Annotated in this window: 17 protein-coding genes; 3 read left to right on the top strand and 14 right to left on the bottom strand. The window is 59.2% G+C overall.

All coding sequences use genetic code 11. The features are described 5' to 3' along the window. Nucleotides 1–170: 170 nt before the first annotated feature. From AC07VV_RS19060 to galE, 6 genes are all read right to left on the bottom strand, one after another. On the bottom strand, nt 171–2,249 hold the full coding sequence (locus AC07VV_RS19060; protein WP_495037112.1) for a YjbH domain-containing protein: 2,079 nt from the start codon (nt 2,247–2,249) through the stop codon (nt 171–173). After that, a complete protein-coding gene (locus AC07VV_RS19055; RefSeq protein ID WP_495037111.1) occupies nt 2,246–3,010 on the bottom strand; it encodes a capsule biosynthesis GfcC family protein in 765 nt (254 codons plus the stop codon). The genes AC07VV_RS19060 and AC07VV_RS19055 overlap by 4 nt, the downstream gene beginning before the upstream one ends. Next, on the bottom strand, nt 3,007–3,672 hold the full coding sequence (locus AC07VV_RS19050; RefSeq protein WP_493073300.1) for a YjbF family lipoprotein: 666 nt from the start codon (nt 3,670–3,672) through the stop codon (nt 3,007–3,009). Before AC07VV_RS19050 ends, AC07VV_RS19055 begins: the two co-directional genes overlap by 4 nt. A 12-nt stretch (nt 3,673–3,684) precedes the next feature. Continuing rightward, nucleotides 3,685–4,800 carry a polysaccharide export protein gene (locus tag AC07VV_RS19045; RefSeq protein ID WP_141401799.1) on the bottom strand — a complete coding sequence of 372 codons (1,116 nt, stop codon included), beginning with the start codon at nt 4,798–4,800 and terminating at the stop codon, nt 3,685–3,687. Nucleotides 4,801–4,889: 89 nt separating this feature from the next. Next, nucleotides 4,890–5,126 (bottom strand): hypothetical protein, encoded by a 237-nt coding sequence (locus AC07VV_RS19040; RefSeq protein WP_003226528.1) that lies wholly within the window; start codon nt 5,124–5,126, stop codon nt 4,890–4,892. 226 nt (nt 5,127–5,352) lie between these two features. Continuing rightward, nucleotides 5,353–6,369 carry a UDP-glucose 4-epimerase GalE gene (gene galE, locus AC07VV_RS19035; protein ID WP_495037110.1) on the bottom strand — a complete coding sequence of 339 codons (1,017 nt, stop codon included), beginning with the start codon at nt 6,367–6,369 and terminating at the stop codon, nt 5,353–5,355. 381 nt (nt 6,370–6,750) lie between these two features. Here galE and galU point away from each other — a divergent pair, with 381 nt between their 5' ends. Together galU and AC07VV_RS19025 are read left to right on the top strand one after the other, a co-directional pair. Then, nucleotides 6,751–7,584, top strand: a complete 834-nt coding sequence (galU, locus tag AC07VV_RS19030; RefSeq protein WP_495037109.1) for a UTP--glucose-1-phosphate uridylyltransferase GalU — start codon at nt 6,751–6,753, stop codon at nt 7,582–7,584. A gap of 31 nt (nt 7,585–7,615) precedes the next feature. Beyond that, the gene (locus AC07VV_RS19025; protein WP_495037108.1) at nt 7,616–8,026 is read left to right on the top strand and encodes a mannose-1-phosphate guanylyltransferase; all 411 of its coding nucleotides are present in this window, start codon (nt 7,616–7,618) and stop codon (nt 8,024–8,026) included. 4 nt (nt 8,027–8,030) lie between these two features. On the opposite strand, the gene AC07VV_RS19020 is transcribed toward AC07VV_RS19025, so the two are convergent. The 8 genes from AC07VV_RS19020 to AC07VV_RS18985 are packed head-to-tail and all read right to left on the bottom strand — an operon-like array spanning nt 8,031 to nt 17,513. After that, nucleotides 8,031–9,167 carry an SGNH/GDSL hydrolase family protein gene (locus AC07VV_RS19020; RefSeq protein WP_495037107.1) on the bottom strand — a complete coding sequence of 379 codons (1,137 nt, stop codon included), beginning with the start codon at nt 9,165–9,167 and terminating at the stop codon, nt 8,031–8,033. Then, nucleotides 9,167–10,219: an acyltransferase family protein gene (locus tag AC07VV_RS19015; protein WP_495037106.1), complete on the bottom strand. Its 1,053-nt coding sequence runs from the start codon at nt 10,217–10,219 to the stop codon at nt 9,167–9,169. Before AC07VV_RS19015 ends, AC07VV_RS19020 begins: the two co-directional genes overlap by 1 nt. Nucleotides 10,220–10,231: 12 nt before the next feature. Beyond that, nucleotides 10,232–11,335 (bottom strand): hypothetical protein, encoded by a 1,104-nt coding sequence (locus tag AC07VV_RS19010; RefSeq protein WP_249490085.1) that lies wholly within the window; start codon nt 11,333–11,335, stop codon nt 10,232–10,234. After that, nucleotides 11,326–12,558, bottom strand: coding sequence for an MATE family efflux transporter (locus tag AC07VV_RS19005; RefSeq protein WP_495037105.1), 1,233 nt, complete (start codon nt 12,556–12,558; stop codon nt 11,326–11,328). The genes AC07VV_RS19010 and AC07VV_RS19005 overlap by 10 nt, the downstream gene beginning before the upstream one ends. Next, the gene (locus tag AC07VV_RS19000) at nt 12,555–13,667 is read right to left on the bottom strand and encodes a polysaccharide pyruvyl transferase family protein (protein ID WP_096822064.1); all 1,113 of its coding nucleotides are present in this window, start codon (nt 13,665–13,667) and stop codon (nt 12,555–12,557) included. The genes AC07VV_RS19005 and AC07VV_RS19000 overlap by 4 nt, the downstream gene beginning before the upstream one ends. Nucleotides 13,668–13,681: 14 nt before the next feature. Then, a complete protein-coding gene (locus AC07VV_RS18995; RefSeq protein WP_495037104.1) occupies nt 13,682–14,764 on the bottom strand; it encodes a glycosyltransferase in 1,083 nt (360 codons plus the stop codon). 41 nt (nt 14,765–14,805) lie between these two features. After that, nucleotides 14,806–17,034, bottom strand: coding sequence for a polysaccharide biosynthesis tyrosine autokinase (locus AC07VV_RS18990; protein ID WP_495037103.1), 2,229 nt, complete (start codon nt 17,032–17,034; stop codon nt 14,806–14,808). A gap of 38 nt (nt 17,035–17,072) precedes the next feature. Further along, nucleotides 17,073–17,513 (bottom strand): low molecular weight protein-tyrosine-phosphatase, encoded by a 441-nt coding sequence (locus tag AC07VV_RS18985; protein WP_096822067.1) that lies wholly within the window; start codon nt 17,511–17,513, stop codon nt 17,073–17,075. 303 nt (nt 17,514–17,816) lie between these two features. Between AC07VV_RS18985 and AC07VV_RS18980 the strand changes: the two genes are divergently transcribed. Then, nucleotides 17,817–18,782, top strand: coding sequence for a cellulase family glycosylhydrolase (locus AC07VV_RS18980; protein ID WP_495037102.1), 966 nt, complete (start codon nt 17,817–17,819; stop codon nt 18,780–18,782). The last annotated feature ends 66 nt before the right edge of the window (nt 18,783–18,848 follow it).

Raw genomic sequence — 18,848 nt, 5'->3', positions numbered from 1 at the left:
CGGACTGACGCCAATCGCGAGCAGGTTCGCTCCCACAAGGTTCCGGGTAATGCTGAAATCAGGCATTACCCAATAACCTGTGGCAACGCTGGAAGGATCAACAAAGGCATCCACCACAAACAAAAACGGGAGCCGAAGGGCTCCCGTTTTGGCTTTCCGGTCTCCCGGACTTACTCGGTAATCTTCCCGAAGTTGCGATAGAACATGTCGTCTTCGCGGCTATCGGTCATCGAGTGCAGCTGGAAGCTGCGATTAAGCCTCGCGCCACCGTCACGGGTCAGCGGCGCCCAGACCAGGTTGGCCCGGCGCATGGTCGACATGCTCATCATCTCGTCGAACGGAATGGACAGGTAAATGCCCTTGTCGAAACTACCTTCGCCGTATTCCGTACTGCCGGCGGTGGTGATGGTCGCCCAGGCACCGAAGCGCACACCGTTGGAAAACTCTCGCGAGATATCCAGCGTGCCGCCAAAGTCGCCCGCCAGATAACGCCCGACGCTGACCGCCGCGAGCGTTTCATAAGGCAAGTCGGTGTAACCGGTGATATGGCCGGTCAGGACCGAGTAGTCCCGCAGGTCGAAACCCTGGTCGAATTCGCGCTGACGCACGTAGTTCAGGTCCGCACCGATCGCCCAGCGCTCCCCGGTCGGACGGAACAGCACCTCGCCGCCGACACCCGCGAACATCGACTCCAGATAACCGCCGTAGACCATGCCGTACAAGTCTTTGTCCAACTGCTCGGCGTGGCTGACCTGAAATAACGGCATGGTGGTTTCTGAAGTGGTCAGGTACTGGCGCAAGTCGGTGCGCACACGCGGTAGACCGCTGGGTGCGTCGTATTTGAACTTGTCGAAGTTGTTCGCCAGGTTCTGGCTGAGCATGCCGCTCCACCAAGTGTTGCGGTTGAAGCGGAACTCGGCGTCGAGGTCGGCACTGAATTGATAGAGCAAGCCATCCGGGCCACCGACGTTCTGCTTGAAGCCCAGACCGGCGCCATAACTGAAATGCTGCGGCGCCTGGGTGTAGAGCGTCTTCTCGTTGTGCGGCATCGCCGGGTTGACCTCGGTGGTGCGGTGCAACGTTTGCAGCGGCTCCTCGTTGTTGATCACTTCGCGGAAGGTCTGGCGCGGCACGCTGGTTTCTTCCAGCGGCAGGTCGTAGCGCTTGTTGACCACGGTGAACCAGTTGATGTCGTCGTTGACGCTGTTGTCCAGAATCCGGCTCGCACGGCCGACAGCCTTGGCCGAATGAAAATAACGCTGCTGCTCGCCGTACACGATCAACTCGGAATCACGCTGAGCGATGCGCTCGACCTGATAGCCCGCGTTCTGCTGCAAGCGTTGCGAGACGTTGGCCCAGTCGACCTGATCCGGCGCTGTGGTCGGTGCCTTGGCCGGCAACGGTTCCGGCGGCGGATCAAAGGTCTTGGCCGGGGCTTTGCGGCTGACGAAATTGGTGTGGAACGTGACGCCAAACATCGCCGTGTTGCCACGCTCCCACGCCGCGCTCACGTCGAGGGCGTCCGTCACCTTGAACACCGCGCCGAGGTTGATCGGCGAGTCCTGCTTGATCACGTTGTCCTTGGGTTCGTGCTTGTAATCGTTGCCTTCGTACTCAAGTTTCAGGCTCAGACGATCCCACGGTGTCTGGTAACTCACGCCGCCGAAGAACGACGGCTGGCCGCGAAAGTACGAGCCGGCATTGACGTCACCGGTGCCTTCCATCGCCGGCCGGGTCTTGAAGCGATCGTCGAGATAGCCCAGAGGGTTGTCGATGTCGCCGCGATTGCCGATGTAACCCCAGGCAATGCCAGCGCTGAAATCCAGGTTGTCGTAGCGCTTGTTGGCCACCAGGAATTCACTGGCGAACAAACCAGTACCACCGACGTCTCGGAAGCCCAATGCGATATCGGGCGCCCAATGGGTTTCTTCCCAGAGCCGGACTTTGACGTCGACCGCCTTGTCCTTATAGCTCTGGTTGCCGCTCATCGACTCCGGGCCGTAAGGGCGGTTGGTGATGGCGGTGTAGCGAAACGAGCCTTCGAGCCAGTCCAGCGGCTGCAATGAAACGCTGTAGCGGCTGTAAGGCTCGGTGCGGTTGGCGTTGACGCTCAACTCGCCGGCCGGGGCCATGCGCGCGGTGGGCGTCTGCAACAGACCGGTGCCACCAAAATCGCCCTGGGTAATGCGCGGCTCGGCATGGGCCAGGCCGCACGGCAATAACAACACAGCTGCAAAACGCAAATTCAACGAACCACCTCAGCCAACTGCGTGGCAATAAATTCGGCCAACTGCTGATTCAGTTCAGGGATAGGCGGGTCAAGATCATCGTTTTTCAAGGGCACCAGAATCTTGCTGCCAGCGACGGGAAACTGCCCGCTCTCACGATTCCAATGGGCAATGCCGACGCGCCGCGAAACGCCGTTGGGCTGGATCAGCCACAGGTAATCGGCGTCGGCATCGTCCTCCAGCAGCACGCAACTACTGAGGTATTCACGGGCCTCGAGCAACGGCTGATAAGGCAGTCGGCAGGTCCCGGCGACGGCGCCGAGTACTTGCACTTCATCGACCCGCTGCGGGTAGATCAGCCGATCGCCGTCGTCCAGACGGATGTTGCGGGCGAAGCCGACTTCCAGCGCCACCGGGTCCAGGTCCGCGATCTGGCGCCCGGTGACCGGCATCTGCCGCACGTCCTCGGCCATGCGCACCGCCAGGGCTTTGCGGCTCGGTCGATCGAACAAATCGGCCATGCGTTGCAACACGTCCAGGTCGAACAGCACGCCGACCTTGAGCCGGGTCTGTTGCTCCAGCAGGGATTGGCGCAGCAACTCCCCCGCCAGCCAGTAACCTTCGGCATTCGGTACGGCGACGCTGATCACATCGGTCAATCGTCCACCTGCCGGCAACTCGACCGGCCCCGGGTTGGCGACGTCGCCGCTGACGGTGACCGCTGCCTGGCTAGCGCCGGCGAGCAACATCAAACTCGCCGACAAAACCTTCAAGCGCTTCATGGCACGTGCCTGCGATCAGGCGTCAGCTGCACGATCTTCACTCGCAGTTGCGAGGTCAGTTGCTGTTCACTCTGCACAATGAAACCGTCAACCGGATCGACCCAGTAACGGTTGGTCGCCCGCAGGCCGATGGCCGGGACGTCGATACGCTCATCGACACGCAGCACGGCGTATTCCTTGTTGAGAATCTTCAGGGTTTCCATGGATTTGCGGGTGAAGCGGCTGTTGACGATCAACCCGACTTCCTGGCCCTTGTAGAGATCGATCCAGCGCTGACTGGTGTCACCATCGGCAACGTTGTGCAGACCGCGCTTGAACGGCGACGCATCGGACAGCCGCGTGCCGTCCAGATCGCCTTCCGCGCCGAGGCCGATGGTGCGCACGGCGAGACCGTCGCGCAGCAACAGCACCTGCTTGCCGGACGCGACCCAGAACTGCAGGTCCTCGCGCTCGCGCACCAGCGCCAACACCCCGGAGCCGGACGGCGTAGTCAGTTTGAGTTGCGGGTAGTTGACCTCGGCCACCTGGGCCGGCGTCACGTCGATATCATCCGGGCCGACTACCGCCGACTTGAGGTTGGTCACCGACGCGACCATCAACGGGTTGCAGCCACACAGCAACAAGGCCGCCATCAGGCAGACGCCAACTTTCAACGTATTCACAGTCGGCCGGCCTTATTTGCTGTTGTTGGTGAATTCGCTCCAGTTCTTCGCAGCGGAAGCACCCGTTCCGACAATCGATGCCGATGGCACCAACTGGCTGATCAGACGGTTCCAGCGAGTCACGTTGGCAGGCCCTACATAAACGACGTCCTGCGGGCGCACTTCGAAGTGCGTGGCGAGGACCATGGCGGTGGGAGATTCAGCTTCCAGTTGATAGATTTTCGCAGGCTCCACGTCGAGGTTTTCCACCCCGCGAATCACGTACACGGCGTTGCCGTTGGCGGTGGTCTGGCTCAAGCCGCCGACCGATCCGAGCACGTCGGACAGGTTCATCGTCGCGGTCTTGAAGCTCAGAGCGCGCGGCTGGTTGACCTCGCCCATCACGTAGATGCGCTTGTTGTCGTTGTACGGCAGATACAGTTTGTCGCCACCCTGGAGGTAGACGTTCTGCAACTCGGAATCCTGCTGGTTGAGGTTATCCAGATTCAGCGGATAGACCCGCCCGTTGCGCGTCAGCAACAACCCGGACAAGTCGGCATTGTTGGTGTCGATGCCCGCCGAACCGAGGGCTTCGACCACACTCAGCGGGTTGGTGGAAATCGCTTGCGGGCCAGCCTTGGCAACGGCGCCGGTGACCACGACCTTCTGACTGGCGAAGCGCAGCACGGCAACATCCACTTGCGGCTCGGCGATGAATGCCGACAGCCGTTGTTCGATGTCGTCGCGCAGTTGCTGGATGGTCCGGCCGGCGGCCTGGACTTCCTTGATGTACGGGTAATACAGCGTACCGTCGGAGCGCACCAGGCGACCGTTGGCGTCGATCTGCTGCTGCGCGCCCGACGGCGCGGTCAGCTCGGGATGATCCCAGACCGTGATGTACAGCACGTCGTTGTTGCCGATGCGGTATTCGGCAGGCGTCGCCAACAATTCCGTAGGCACCGACTCACGCTTCTGCGTGGCCCGGTTCATGGAGATCAGCTTGGGCGTGATCGGAATCAACTCGACCCGGCTGCTTTCACTGGCGCCCTGGCGGGTGATGCCAAAGGTGCTCAAGTGTTGACCGGGGGAAAACATGCAACCTTGCAGAGCGAGACTTGCCAGCATTAAAAGAGAAAAACTACGAGTCATAATGGCACTACGCTATTCAAGGGCGAATCCAAAACAAAGTCACCCGACTTTCGTCGGGCGACCTTGTACTGCACCAACAGTTACTTCAGTTAGTTGTGCGTGCCGGTTGTACCCGTGGTACCGGTGGTACCCGTTGTACCGCCGTTGGCACTTCCACCACTGTTGGACGCCGCTACGGCACTGGCGACCATTGCAGTACTGGCAGCAGGCGCTGTAGAAGCCGCGACACTGCCCGATACATTGGTCACCGCAGTAAGCGGCGCTTCAGCTGCGGATGCCCAGTTGCTCAACATCGTCAACAAGGCAATCGCCATCACTTTTTTCATATCAACTCCTTTCTAACATTGCACCGTTACATCGGGTGTTCCGTTAGAGGTGGTAGAGTTCAAGTCGCAAAGAGCGCGAACAAGATCCGCTGTTCTTTCACAGTCAGACTCAACTGATAAAGTCGAACGGCAGGTTATATCTACGGACTTGCAAAAGGCATTGCCAGTGTAATTTCCCGACGATATCTAACAACCTGACCGAAAATAACATTGGACTAAATGGCCATCATTCCAGGTAACCCTTGGGATGATTCGACTGCCAGCGCCAAGTGTCGGTAACCATGTCCTGCAAGTTGCGCGTGGCTTTCCAGCCCAGTTCTTTTTCCGCTTTGGAAGCGTCGGCCCAACTCTCGGCAATATCGCCCGAACGCCGTGGCATTACCCGAAATGGCACCGGCTTGCCGCACGCCTGTTCGAAGGCTCGCAGCACTTGCATCACGCTGTAACCGTCGCCAGTGCCGAGGTTCCAGGTATGAATGCCGGTGCGCCCGTCGATGGCCTGCAAGGCCTTCAGGTGGCCGTCCGCCAGGTCGACGACGTGGATGTAATCGCGCACGCCGGTGCCGTCTGCCGTGGGGTAATCGTCGCCGAAGATCGACAACTCCTGGAGGCTGCCGACCGCAACCTGGCTGATGTAAGGCAGCAGGTTATTGGGGATGCCGCTCGGGTCTTCGCCCATGTGGCCGCTGTAGTGGGCGCCGATCGGGTTGAAGTAACGCAGCAGCGCGATGCTCCAGCGCGGCTCGGCCTGGCTCAGGTCGCGCAGAACGTTTTCGACGATCAGCTTGGATTGGCCGTAAGGATTGGTCGGGATGCCCGTAGGGAAATCCTCGCGGATCGGCATCTGCTCAGGCTCGCCGTACACCGTGGCCGAGGAGCTGAACACCAGCCGGAACACCCCTGCCGCTGCCATCGCCTGGCACAGCGTGATGCTGCCGCTGACGTTGGTTTCGTAATAGTCGAGCGGCTTGCGCACGCTCTCGCCGACTGCTTTAAGCCCGGCAAAATGCAGGACGGCGTCGATCGAATGCTGCTGGAAAATCCGGTCCAGCAACGCCCGGTCGCACACATCGCCGCGGACCATCACTGCACTTCTGCCGCAAATGCCTTCCACTGCATGCAGTGCCGCATCGCTGCTGTTGCAAAGATTATCCAGAACAACAACTTCATAACCTGCTTCAAGCAATGCAAGTGTGGTGTGCGAGCCGATATACCCGGCGCCACCCGTTACCAGAATCTTCATAGCGCGGTCCATAGTGGGGAAAGTGCCAACTAGCGTGTCAAGCCCCATTTGTTTAATGTGTGTCTTGCTTCACACAAACAAGGCGACAACAATCCAAAACAAAAACAGTTCCATCGCTGGCCAAAAATATTCTTAAAGGCCAAACTGTATTGCCCGGTACTTATTAGCACTCTCGCACTTTCACCACTATCGACAGATACCGACTAAAAATAACTGTTATTTATCAGGCCGACATCTAATAACATTATCCTGCTTTACACTAAGCTAACGTTGCCACTTACAACCCGACTCAGGTATTAAAGTACAGCTTCATCAACTTGCAACTTTTCTTTATTGCAATGTAACCGATGGCTGTATGCCATGAATGCCCAGGAAACTTCTATGATTCGTAAATGTTTGTTCCCCGCTGCCGGCTATGGCACGCGTTTCTTGCCGGCCACCAAAGCCATGCCCAAAGAGATGCTGCCGATCGTCAACAAGCCGTTGATCGAATATGCCGTTGAAGAAGCACGGGACGCCGGTCTGCAACACATGGCAATCGTCACCGGACGGGGCAAGCGCGCACTGGAAGACCACTTCGACATCAGCTACGAACTCGAACACCAGATTCGCGGCACCGAGAAAGAGAAGTTTCTGGCCGGCACCCGCGAGCTGATCGACACCTGCACCTTCTCCTACACCCGCCAGGTGGAAATGAAAGGCCTGGGTCACGCGATTCTCAGCGGTCGTCCGCTGATCGGCGACGAACCCTTCGCCGTGGTGCTGGCCGACGACCTGTGCCTGAACCTCGAAGGTGACGGCGTGCTCACGCAGATGATCCAGCTCTACAAGAAATTCCGCTGCTCGATCGTGGCCATCCAGGAAGTCCCGCACGACCAGACCCACAAGTATGGCGTGATCGCCGGCGAGGCAATTTCCGACGGCATTTATCGGGTCAACCACATGGTGGAAAAACCTGCGCCACAGGACGCCCCGTCGAACCTGGCGATCATCGGCCGCTACATCCTGACGCCCGACATCTTCGACCTGATCGCCGACACCGAGCCCGGCAAGGGCGGGGAAATCCAGATCACCGATGCCCTGATGAAACAGGCGCAGAACGGTTGCGTGCTGGCCTACAAATTCAAGGGCCTGCGCTTTGACTGCGGCGACGCCGAGGGTTACCTGCAAGCGACCAACTTCTGCTACGAGAACGTCTACCTCAAGGGCCGTTAAACCGCCCCCGCGCACATCCGACGAGGCAATCATGAACATCGCACAACATTCGACAGACATTGAACGGGAGGTGGACAACCTCGGGGTGATGAGCTGGTTGTCTCGTCATCAGCCGTTGCCCAGCGCCAACGAATCCTGGCTCGGAACCATCCTGCTGGTGGAGCGGATCGGCATGTTTCCTTCATCCGGGGACATTCGCCGGCCGCTGCGCGATCCCTATCCCCTGCTCGCCCATCTCAAACGGATCTACGGTGAGCAGGCGCTGGAGGTTGATGACCGCGACGGCCTGAAGGTGATTCTCGGCGACTGGCGATTCCGCGTGCGCCTCTGCTGCAACGAGCCGGCAATCATCATCAATGTGGAAACACGTTGCCTGACGCAGTTGATGCCGCAGAAGACCGCTGAGCTTCTGGGTCACGTGGACAGCTTCGACAAGGGCTGAACCCTTATTCCGAGGCGGCGCCGCAGGAAGCCCCGTGGTTGCCGCCGACGATCATCCGATAGAAGTAATCGGCAATCACCTTCCCGCCCGTGGCCGGCACCGGATGTATCTTGTCCGGGCCGATCATCGCCGCCGCGTAACGTTTGACGTCCGTACCGAACGCGCATTGCAGATTGGCGTAGCCCAGATGCTGCTCACGAGCCCAGGGCTCCAGCACCTGCGCATAGGCCGACATCGGATAGGCACTGGAACGTGTGGTGTCCTGGCGCATGATCAGGTTGACGCTCGCTGTCGGCTGAATCTCGTGGATCATCCCGACCAGGCCCTGAACGTTCTTCAGGTACTGCTCCGGTTTCACCCCGAAACCCTGATCGTTGCCACCGAGCATGATCAGGTAGACGTCAGCCGGAATCTTCGACACCACCGCTTTCCACTGCGCCTGCCATTGACCATCGCCATGATAGAAGTCGGCAGAGGCCGCACCTGACGCCGCCAGTTTCGACACCCGCAAACCGGCCTGATCGTTGCTCATCCACAGACCGAACAGTGTTGGCGCGCCCTTTACCACCTCCAACCTGAACGCCCAGTCCGTCGCGGCGGAGGTGCCTGGCAACGGGACTTCCTGCACACCGGCACCGGTCAGTTGCAGCGGCTGCCAGGATTGCGAGGGCGCCCACCGATAGCGAATTTCATTGGGTTCGCCGTTGCCGAGATAGAGCAGTTTTGCCTGGGTGACGGCGGTGTTTATCGTTTCGCTCGGATGAGCATCGACTTGCAGCCATGCACCGGGACTTCCGGTCACGGTACGGCTGTCGGGACTGGCCACGCCAAGGCTCGACACCTGCCAGTCCCCGCCGAAGTATTTCTCGCTGCTGCGGGTGTATTTGAAATGGCTGCCGCCCAGCGCCGCGCCGTGGTTGAAACCGATATAACCGGGGCCGGCAAAACCGACCTCCCCGACCAGCCGCTGCACCAGTTTGTTCAGATAGAAATCCTGCCCGGCGCTGTAGCTGTCGCCGATCACCGAAACCGACAGAACCTTCCCGGCCTTGCCTTCGCGCCACTGGGCAAACCGCTCGCGAGCGTCGCCGACTTCGACCACCGATGCCGCGACCGGCGCGGCATCATCCACTGCAACCATCAAACACTTCCTTTAGCCGAGACTTGCGCCGGGGAGACGTTCCCCGCCGGTTTTTTCGCCGCCGCACGCTCGCCCAGAAACAGCACCGAAGTGAAGTTGAACCGACTGAAGATCGTCGACAGCAACACCGGCCCGAGCAAGCCGCAAGCCACGCCGCAGAACACCAGAACGCTTTCGTCCTTGATACCCAGACGTCCGAGCACCGAACGCGATGTCGCGGCGAACAGCACATGAAACAGGAAAATCGCGTAAGAGTAACCACCGAGCCAGGTCAGCGCCTTCGAGCGCATGTCACTCGACAGCAACGCGAAGCAGGACACGCAACCCACCGTCAGACCGATCAGGCTACGACGATCGATGATCAGCTCGCGATCCAGCGCCGCGATGTACAAAAGCGTCAGGGAAATCAGCACGAACACCAACGGGCCGAGCACTTTGAACCGCTGCTTCAACGCGCTGACATTTTCCTGGCCAATCATCCCGGCCACAAAGAACGGCAACAGATAGGTTGCACCGTTGATGCCGAACGCATCGAACTTGAACGGCGGCAGCAGAAACACCGCGGCGGAAAACGCGAACAGCAGGTAGAGACGCGTCGCCGAACGCAACAGTCCGCGCCACTCCAGCAGGCCGACAAACATGAAAATGATGAACACCGCCTGCAGGAACCAGAAGTGGTTGATCGGCACAAAGAACGACAACAACGCATCGATCACGCCGACGTCCTTGTTCACGCCCGGCCCCACCGCCTGCAACACCGAGAACGGCACGCCAACGCAGAACAGCGGCACGATCAGCCGCCGCACCTTGCCGGTGAAGAACGCCGAAAAGTCATTGCCGCGAATCTTGTAGATGGAATAGATGTAGCCCGAGATAAAGGTGAACAGCGGCATGCGCACGTACACCATCGAATCGGCGATCAGCCGGAACGGCGAGCCGATGTCGATCTTCAAACCGCCGCCCAACGGGCCGATCACGTGGTAGAGCACCAGCAACAGGCACGCGAGGCCGCGCAGGGTTTCGATCTCCAGCGACTTTTTCTTGCTCGACATAAAACACCCGCCTCAATTCAGAATTCTTGACTCGACCTGCACCGGTTTGTTCGCCCGCAACATCAACCCCAGGCCCACGAACAGCACCGGCACCACCATCGAAAAGTGCCGGGCGAACGAGCCGAAGTCCGGTTCGAACAAGCCTTGAACCAGCAGAAACGCCAGGGGAATCGCGATCAGTTCCTTGGGTTTGGTCTGGATCGGCGCGCCTTTGTAATCGGTCGAGGTGATGACTTTGAACAGCAGCAAAGCGGTCATGATCATCAACGCCACGAAGATCACCTGACCCGGCCCGGACAGCAGGATCAGCTCCACGGGGAACGACAACCGGAAGAAGATGATCATCGAATCCAGGGCCTGCGAAACGAAGTCGCTACCGCTGAGCCACGAAACGATCAGCGACTTGGAACCCTCCTCGCCCGCCGTGCGCAGTTCGTTGTTGCTGGCGCGAATCGACGAAACCGGAAAGCCCAGCGCCAACTGGATCGCCATGGCCACCGCGAGGTAGAACAGGAACAGCATCAGGAAGAAGGTCACGCGCGACACGTACTTCTTCATCACGCAGACGCCGACCCAGGACAGCGAAAACAGAATCCAGTAGGGCCGGATCAGCACGCCGTAGATCACCGCGGACAGGAAAAACCCGCCGCGGTATTTGCGCGTCAGCGAGCTGAACAGAATGCTCAACACCGCCACCGACACGATGATTTCCTTGGTCAGGTTTTCCAGGAAAAACGAGCGGACGATGCCCCACAGGCATAGCGTGCCGAAGATCGCCAGCGGCATGCGCCGGAACACCACCACGGGAATCGCCGTAAGGAAGAAATTGCAGAACATCCCGTAGGCCCAGGCGTTGGTCAGGTTGATCCCGGTGGGCCGCAACAGGAACGCCGAACACTCGTAGGACGAGCGATCCGGCGAGAACGGGTTCCAGAAATTGCAGTTGTCGGCCCGGGCATAAGACGACCACAAAGTCATCGCATCCGGGCCGGGATCGCGGGGGATCAGCAACGGCATGGCCACCGACAGAAACAGGCCGGTGAACAGGATCAGGAACGACAGCGACGAGTCGAGTTTCTTGCCGCGAAACTCGATGCACGGCAGTTTCAGGCCCATGACACGACAGCCTTTTTCGCGCGCGTGGCACGGGTCAGCAGCGCAATCACGCCGAGTTGCACGATGATCCCGAAGACGTTGCCCCAGGCCGCGCCGTAGATCGAATAATGCTTGATCAGCACGTAGCTGACCGGCACCGAAATCAGCAGGCAAATGGCCGAACTGGCGAGGGATACCCGGCTGTTTTTCGACGCGATCAAACCGCCCCAGACGATGTCGCCAATGGCGCGCAGGGCAAAGGAAAAGATCAGCACGCCGAGGATCCCGTTGTCCGGACGCGGCACCGCCGTTGCGACGTAATCGAGCACGATGTTGAAGAACAGGTAAATCAACACCGCCACCCCGGCCGACACCACCAGCGAGCGCATGACCCACTTGTTCACGAACAGCTGGGTGACCGTGAACGGTTGTTGATCCGCCTGATAACGCTTGGCGAGCACCGGAATGCCAACCACCGCCACCACCGCGTAGGACAGCGCCTGCAAGGTGTTGGCCGCCGACCACGCGTACACGTATTTACCCAGACTGGCGTAGGGTTCCAGATCGATGATCAGAAAGCGCTCGGCGTACTGACTCAACGCGATCAGACCGGTGCCCAGATAGAACGGCAGCCCGGCTTTCCACACGGTCGCCGTCGCCAGCGTCCCTTCTTCGCGCCCACGATGAACGTTCACCACAATCAGGTAACCGGCGACGATCACCAGCACGTTGGCGATGACCCACAGCCACAACACGCTGGCGATCCCGGACACCCAGCCGAGCATCATCCCGCCCACGGCCAGCAGCGCCCAAAGGCCGGTTTTGATGAAAAACAGCAACGCGCCCGCCGTGGCTTTCTGCGCAGAAAACACGAACGAATTGATCTCGAAAGACAGGTGTTCGGTCAGCAGTACCAGCGTCACACAGGCGATCAATGCCGTCGTCGCCTCGACCTGCTGGAACAGTGAATAGATCAGCACTGTCACCACCGACAACAGCAACCCCACGGCCAGATACAACAGCAGAACCCTGTCGACGACCCGCTTCGAGCTACCGCCGACGCTGATCAGCCGATTGATCTCGGAACTGAAACCCACACTGTAGAACTTCGACGCGATCAACGACGCGGCAACCACCACGCCGTAAAAACCCAGCGCCTCATAACCGAGGTAATGGGTGATGGCAAGCACCAGCAAGAACTTCGCGCCCAGTGCTCCGCCGCGCAGCAACAAGCGGAATATCATCGAATGACGCCCTTGATGATGTCGTCCATGGCCACGGTTTTCGCCTCGATTTCACGGCAGGTGTCGGTCAGGCGTTTGCCGAAGTTCGACAGCGCGTTCGGCGCAAAAACCGTGTCGATGATGGTGTCGACATTGATATCGCCGCCGTTGATCACCCAGTCCTCGACGCCCATGTCCTGATAGGCGCCGAAGCCTTTGCGCTCGTAGCTGATGTGGTACGCCGGCACCCCGGACAGCAGCGATTCGATAGCGCCGTGAAGACGCACGGAAATCACCAGGTCCGGTTGGTATTTGGCCAGCGTCGCCTTCAATGGCAGCAGGTCTTCGGTGATGCCCAGCTCGCGGTAGAACGCGCCGTCGTCGTTACCGCGCACAGCGCTCTGCACGGCGCAGACCACTTTGCTTTTGTTCTTCAAACGCTGCAGCAGCACCTTGAGGTTGGCCACGTAGGCGAGCTTCTTTTCCTTGCTCCATGCCGGCGGTTTGCGCAGCACCACGCACACGGTGGCCGGTGTCGACGCACAGCGGGTGAACTTGGGTTGCTGAAGGATTTTGCCGGCCAGGGCCTGCACCGCCAGATCCGGTGCGCGGTAGACATTTTCGCAGGCATCGAACAACGCCGAGGAGCGGTTATCGCGCACGAACACCGCGTCGGCGCTGGCGTAGTGCCCGACGATCTTGTCGCTCTCGCCGTGGAACGGCCCGATGCTTTGCGGCAGGTACACCGACGGCACTTTGCTGAGGATCGCGGTTTCCAGTTGCTTGGCGTGACCGAGTTTCAACTTGATGTGTTCGAAGGCGCTTTTGGAGCGCATGTAGCCGCCACCGACGCCGACGATCAGATCGGTTTTCTTCAACAAATCCGCCAGCCCGGCGTAAGACTGATTGAGGAAGACTGCCTGTTTGACCCGACCCAGGCCCTTGGCTGCCATGACCGGCGCGTCGAAGCGCGGGTGCGGCAGGTATTTGAAGGAGTCCGGATCGGAGGCCACGACACTGATCGCGGTGTCTTCGCCAAAGTTGCGCTGCACCAGCGCAATGGCCAGATCGACCAGCAGACCATCACCGGAATTGGAGGCACTGTAGCCATGCAAGATCGTTACGTTCATGAGCGGAGTTCTACTTAATAAGAGGGAGCGGAATACACGTCGTAGGTCTGGCGGATCATCAATGCGGCGCTGAAGCGCTCGCGGACGATGCGCCGACCTTCGAGGCCAAGGACCGACAACGCGGGTTTCTGGATCTGCTTCAGGCGATCGGCCAACGCGTGGTGATCACCGGTGGGGAACACGTAGCCGGATACCCCGTGAGTGACCAGTTCCGGCAGCGAGGTGCAGTCGCTGGCAATCACCGGCAAGCCCAGCGCCATGCCTTCCAGCGGCACCATGGCAAAGCCTTCCCAGCGACTAGGAACGATCAGCGCATCAGCCTGTTGGTACAGCGCGTTGACCTCGGCGGGCGTGACCCACGGCAGGTATTGAACGCCGTCCATTGGCGGGCACTCGACTGTCGCCTCGTTGACCGCACTGCCGACCACCGTCAGTTTCAGATCGTTGCGCCCGGCCTTGGCATAGGCCTTGAGCAGCACGTCGAAGCCTTTCTGATAATCGAGTCGACCGACGAAGAGCAGATGAATCGGCTTCGGATCATTGGCTTTGCGTTCGTCATCCTTTGGATGAATGCCGTTGTAGATCAGCCGCATACGCTTGCGCTCGATGCCGAACGCTGCGGCTTTGTCCATCTCGTACTGGCTGACGCAGATGATCGTGTCCGTGACCTTCTGCAACACCCGCTCGATCCACGCATAGACTTTCTGCTTGATCGGCGAGCTTTCCATCAGGAACGAAAAGGCATGCGGGCAATAGACGATTTTCGGTTTGCGCCACGGCCGCAAAAGCACGCACACGCAACGGCCGATCACCCCGGAAAACGTACTGTGCAGATGCACGACATCGGGTTTTTCCTTGAGCATCACTTGCATCAGGCGCCAGGCAAAACGCAGCAGCGACGGCACATTGCGCCCGGTTCGATCGAAAGTACGGATCTGCTGTGGCGCGATGCCGTGCAGCTCCTTTTCCTGATCCTGCGGCACCAGATACACCAGCTCGTAGTTGGCGCTCTCCTCTTCCGGAGACGCGGAAATCGTGCGGATCACCGTCGCGACGCCACCTTTGATCGTTTCAGCCACGTGCAGTATTTTTTTCACAACCCACCCACTTTCTTGCCGGTAAGGACAATCACTGATTTTCAGGACTTGTCGGACGCGTATTCGTAGTTGTAATAGCCGTAGCTGCCGTTGCCGTAGTAACTGGCCGCACGCTTCTCGACGCCGTTGAACACCGCGCCTTTCAACTCGATGCCGTTCTGGGCGAAGCGGCGAATCGTCAGTTCGATCTCTTTGGCCGGGTTCACCCCGAATCGGGCGACGATCAGGCTGATGCCTGCTTCGCGACCGACAATCGCCGCATCCGTCACCGCCAGCAGCGGTGGCGTGTCGATGATCACCACGTCATAACGCTCGCTGAGTTGCGCCAGCAATTCGCGGAAATTGGCGTGCATCAACAGTTCGGAAGGATTGGGCGGCACCTGACCACGGCTGATGAAGTGCAGGTTGTCGACTTCGACCTTGTTGATCGCCTGCTCGAGGGTACAGCGCTTGACCAGCAGGTCCGACAAGCCGTTGGTGATCGGCGTGTTCAACGATTTGTGCAGATGCCCTTTGCGCATGTCGGCATCGATCAGCACCACCCGCTGCCCGCTCTGCGCCATGACCGCAGCGAGGTTGGACGACACGAAGGTCTTGCCGACCTGCGGGCTCGGGCCGGAAATCATGATGCGGTTGTTGGTCGAATCCAGTGCCGCGAAATGCAGGCAGGTGCGCAGGCTGCGGATCGACTCGATGGACAGGTCCGTCGGATTGCGCAGCGCCAGCAGATACGCCGGTGTGTCCACCGTGACTTTGGCGCGGACTTTCTTGGTGTCCTCTTCCTGTTGCAGGGCGCTGTAAGGGATCGATGCGTAGACCGGCAAGCCGAGCTGCTCGATGGCTTCCGGCCCTTCCAGGCCCTTGCTCAGCGATTTGCGCAACAGCACCAGGGCCACGCCGACGAAAGCGCCGAGGAAGGTCGCGATCAACACGATCAGGGCTTTCTTCGGTTTGACCGGGCTGGTCAGGTCGACATCCGCCGTATCCACCAGACGCACGTTGCCCACGGCGCCGGCGCGAATGATGTCCAGCTCCTGGGATTTGTTCAGCAACTGGGTGTAGATCTGCGAAGCGACTTCGACATCGCGGGTCAGGTTGAGCAGTTCCTGTTGCGTGGCCGGCAGGTCCTGGACCTTGCCTTCCAGCGAGCGCTGCTGCTGGGTCAACTCACCAATCTGGGTCATCAACGCACGATAGGCCGGATGCTGTTTGGTGAACTTGCGATCCATCTCCGCCTGTTGCAGTTTCAGCTCGGAAATCCGCGTTTCGAGCGCGACGGACTGGCCGAGCACCGATTGGGTTTCCAGGGAGATATTCACGGTCTTGCCGCGCGTCTGGTAGGCGTTGAGCGCATCGCTGGCCTTGGCCAGATCGCGTTTGACCTGCGGCAACTGGCTTTGCAGGAAGGCCAGGCTCTGCGCCGCTTCGGCCGAGGTGCGTCGTACGTTCTGATCGACGTACAGCGACGCGATCTTGTTGAGGATCTTCACCGCTTCAGCGGCGTCGCTACTGGCCAGGGCCAGACGGATGATCCCCGACTCCTTGCCCTGCTCGGAAATATCCAGCGCGTCCTGATACCCCTGAATGGTCACGATTCGTGGGTAGCGCACTACTTCGAAACGGGTGCCGGGGTTGGCCAACAGCTGCGTGATCTGCCCTTCTGCGCCGTCCTGCGCGAAGGCTTCGCCGGCAACGCCTTCTGCCAGCAGGTTGTCGTTGTCGTCGAACAACTGGAAGCGATGCTGCTCGCCGGCGATCAGGCTGAGTTTCTTGCCCAGCAGTTCCTTGGGCAGATCGAGCCGGGCAAACTCCAGGCGCTCACCGCCCCAGGCGTAGCTGTTCAGGCCGAAACGCGGCGGTGCGACGCTGAATTCGGTTTCACCGCGATAGCGACGGGAGAGAAAGCCGCCGATCACCGGAAAAGTATTCGGGGTGACATCGATGTCCAGGCGCAGATCGTCGACCGTCTTGCCGATCACTGCACGGGATTTGATGATCCCGATCTCGGTCACGGACGGCGATTGCCCGCCCAGCATGCTGTTGAGATCGGAAAAACCGAGCATGTCGTTCTTCTTCGGCTCAACCTGTACCAGCGCGTTGGCCAGATACACCGGCGTGGCCAGAATCGCGTAGGCAACGCCGGTCATCATGAACGCGCCGGTGAAGGCGCCGATCAACCATTTCTGATCGATCAGACTGCCAAATATGCCGAGAAGATCAATACTGTCTTGATCGTTGTCACGGGTGCCGACTACTGACGGTAACTGCATAAGTCTTTCTTACCATTCACTGTTCTGAAGAATATTCATCAATGCCCGAGGCGCTGTGCCCATGAGCCAACAGCATCTTCAATCAATGCATGGGCATGAATAAAAGCGGCCTGCCCTTGACGATACGGATCCTGTATTTCTCGCTCGTTCTGCCACTTGCCGAGAAGAAACACTTTGCCTCTGGCGTGAGAGGCAATCTTCAGTACTTGTTTTACATGTTCTTTTTCCATGACCAGAATCAGGTCTGATTCATTGACGATGTCTGCTGTCAGTTGCCGCGCCTTGAACCCTTCGGCGCTCTGTCCACGGTCTTCCAGCACCTGGCGGGCCGTTCTCTCCATGGACTCGCCAACCCGTGCAGACAGGCCTGCGGAGGTGACCGTGATCGTCGAGGGCGCCAGCGCGTTACGCAGCAACAGTTCAGCTGTCGGACTTCGGCAAATATTGCCCACGCAGACGACAAGGATCTTTCTGAACAAGGTTTACATTCCCGTGTAATGTCAATCGGCCAACATGCCGCGTGGATTTAAATGAACCCACCGGACTTTCCTGCATTCGGAAATAGATTCGCCTGTTAGTACCGGTGCATTAAGTACCACGGGGTCTAAAAGTCACCCAACCAGAATTACCGGACTAAAAATAACTGTGATTTTCAGGGTATTTTCACGGCCGAAGTTTTCCGACAAAAAATAACATCGGTGCACTTTGTACCGTTGCGACGCTCTAAAAACGTGCGATGTGATAACCAATGGCCAGTGTCATTTCTAACAAGGAACACAGAAATGAAATCAACACACCTCAAACGGCTTGCCGCCCTGACCCTGTCGGTGCTCGGTGTCACCCACCAGGTTCACGCCACTGAACTGTTCCCTGAACTGCCCGCCAACAAGACCATTGGCGTGCAGGTCAAAATCCAGACTTTCTCCCCCACCGACGCTGCAAAGATCAAAGCGGCCGGCCTGGGTTTCGTGCGTTTTGGTGTCTGGACGGACAGCCTGGGTGACCCCAGCTATCAAAAACAGGTCAACGATGCCTTTGCGACCGCCCGGGCAGCCGGCCTGCCGGTGCTGCTGACCGTACGTTCGACCCAGGCGCTGACCTCTGCCCCCGGCAACAACCGCGATTTCACCTCGGCCGGTGAGACGTTCGCCCACGCGGTGACGAGCCTGGAGAAAGCGTACGGCCCGCAACTGGTCGCCATCGAGATATGGAATGAGCCGGATCTGGACACCTACTGGCCAACCGGCAATTTCAGCACGACGTTCGCGCCTTTCATGAGCGCCGTGTGTAAAACGCTGCAGGGAAATCCACCGTCGACACCCCTTATCGGCTTCGGCTTCGCCCGGCCACCGAGCGACAGCTCTGCATCAACGGCGGCACTGAACAGCATCGTCAGTGCCTACCCCAAATGCCTGAGCGCGATTTCCTATCACCCGTACGGCATGACCACGACACAGATCAGCAACGCGCAGACGTTCATCCAGCAGAAATTCCACCTGCCAGGCGTCATCAGTGAATGGGGCGTGTCGTCACTCGCCTCCAATGGCGGGAATGCGGGACAGGCCAGCAAAATCGGCGCGTTCGTCACCGATATGAAAAAGCTCAATATCCCGCTGACGTCGATTTACGAATGGAAAGACACCGCGTCGGGCAGTAATGACCGGGAAAGGAACTTCGGCATGCTGAACGCCGACGGCCAGCCGAAACCTGCGGAAGTCGCGGTTAAAGCCGAGCTCAATCCTATGTAATCAGCTGGCCCACAGAGTACTGACGGTCAGATGCCTTGAACCTGTGGCCGGTTTTGGCATCGTATT

It is taken from the genome of Pseudomonas sp. GW821-FHT02C04 (genome assembly GCF_059421845.1).
This window is presented reverse-complemented; position numbering and strand designations above follow the sequence as displayed.

What these genes read in the sequence shown, in the direction of transcription:
- AC07VV_RS19055 (WP_495037111.1), bottom strand. Translation starts at nt 3,010, where the DNA reads ATGAAGCGCTTGAAGGTTTTGTCGGCGAGTTTGATGTTGCTCGCCGGC.
- AC07VV_RS19045 (WP_141401799.1), bottom strand. Translation starts at nt 4,800, where the DNA reads ATGACTCGTAGTTTTTCTCTTTTAATGCTGGCAAGTCTCGCTCTGCAA.
- AC07VV_RS19040 (WP_003226528.1), bottom strand. Translation starts at nt 5,126, where the DNA reads ATGAAAAAAGTGATGGCGATTGCCTTGTTGACGATGTTGAGCAACTGG.
- galE (WP_495037110.1), bottom strand. Translation starts at nt 6,369, where the DNA reads ATGAAGATTCTGGTAACGGGTGGCGCCGGGTATATCGGCTCGCACACC.
- galU (WP_495037109.1), top strand. Translation starts at nt 6,751, where the DNA reads ATGATTCGTAAATGTTTGTTCCCCGCTGCCGGCTATGGCACGCGTTTC.
- AC07VV_RS19025 (WP_495037108.1), top strand. Translation starts at nt 7,616, where the DNA reads ATGAACATCGCACAACATTCGACAGACATTGAACGGGAGGTGGACAAC.
- AC07VV_RS19020 (WP_495037107.1), bottom strand. Translation starts at nt 9,167, where the DNA reads ATGGTTGCAGTGGATGATGCCGCGCCGGTCGCGGCATCGGTGGTCGAA.
- AC07VV_RS19015 (WP_495037106.1), bottom strand. Translation starts at nt 10,219, where the DNA reads ATGTCGAGCAAGAAAAAGTCGCTGGAGATCGAAACCCTGCGCGGCCTC.
- AC07VV_RS19010 (WP_249490085.1), bottom strand. Translation starts at nt 11,335, where the DNA reads ATGGGCCTGAAACTGCCGTGCATCGAGTTTCGCGGCAAGAAACTCGAC.
- AC07VV_RS19005 (WP_495037105.1), bottom strand. Translation starts at nt 12,558, where the DNA reads ATGATATTCCGCTTGTTGCTGCGCGGCGGAGCACTGGGCGCGAAGTTC.
- AC07VV_RS19000 (WP_096822064.1), bottom strand. Translation starts at nt 13,667, where the DNA reads ATGAACGTAACGATCTTGCATGGCTACAGTGCCTCCAATTCCGGTGAT.
- AC07VV_RS18990 (WP_495037103.1), bottom strand. Translation starts at nt 17,034, where the DNA reads ATGCAGTTACCGTCAGTAGTCGGCACCCGTGACAACGATCAAGACAGT.
- AC07VV_RS18980 (WP_495037102.1), top strand. Translation starts at nt 17,817, where the DNA reads ATGAAATCAACACACCTCAAACGGCTTGCCGCCCTGACCCTGTCGGTG.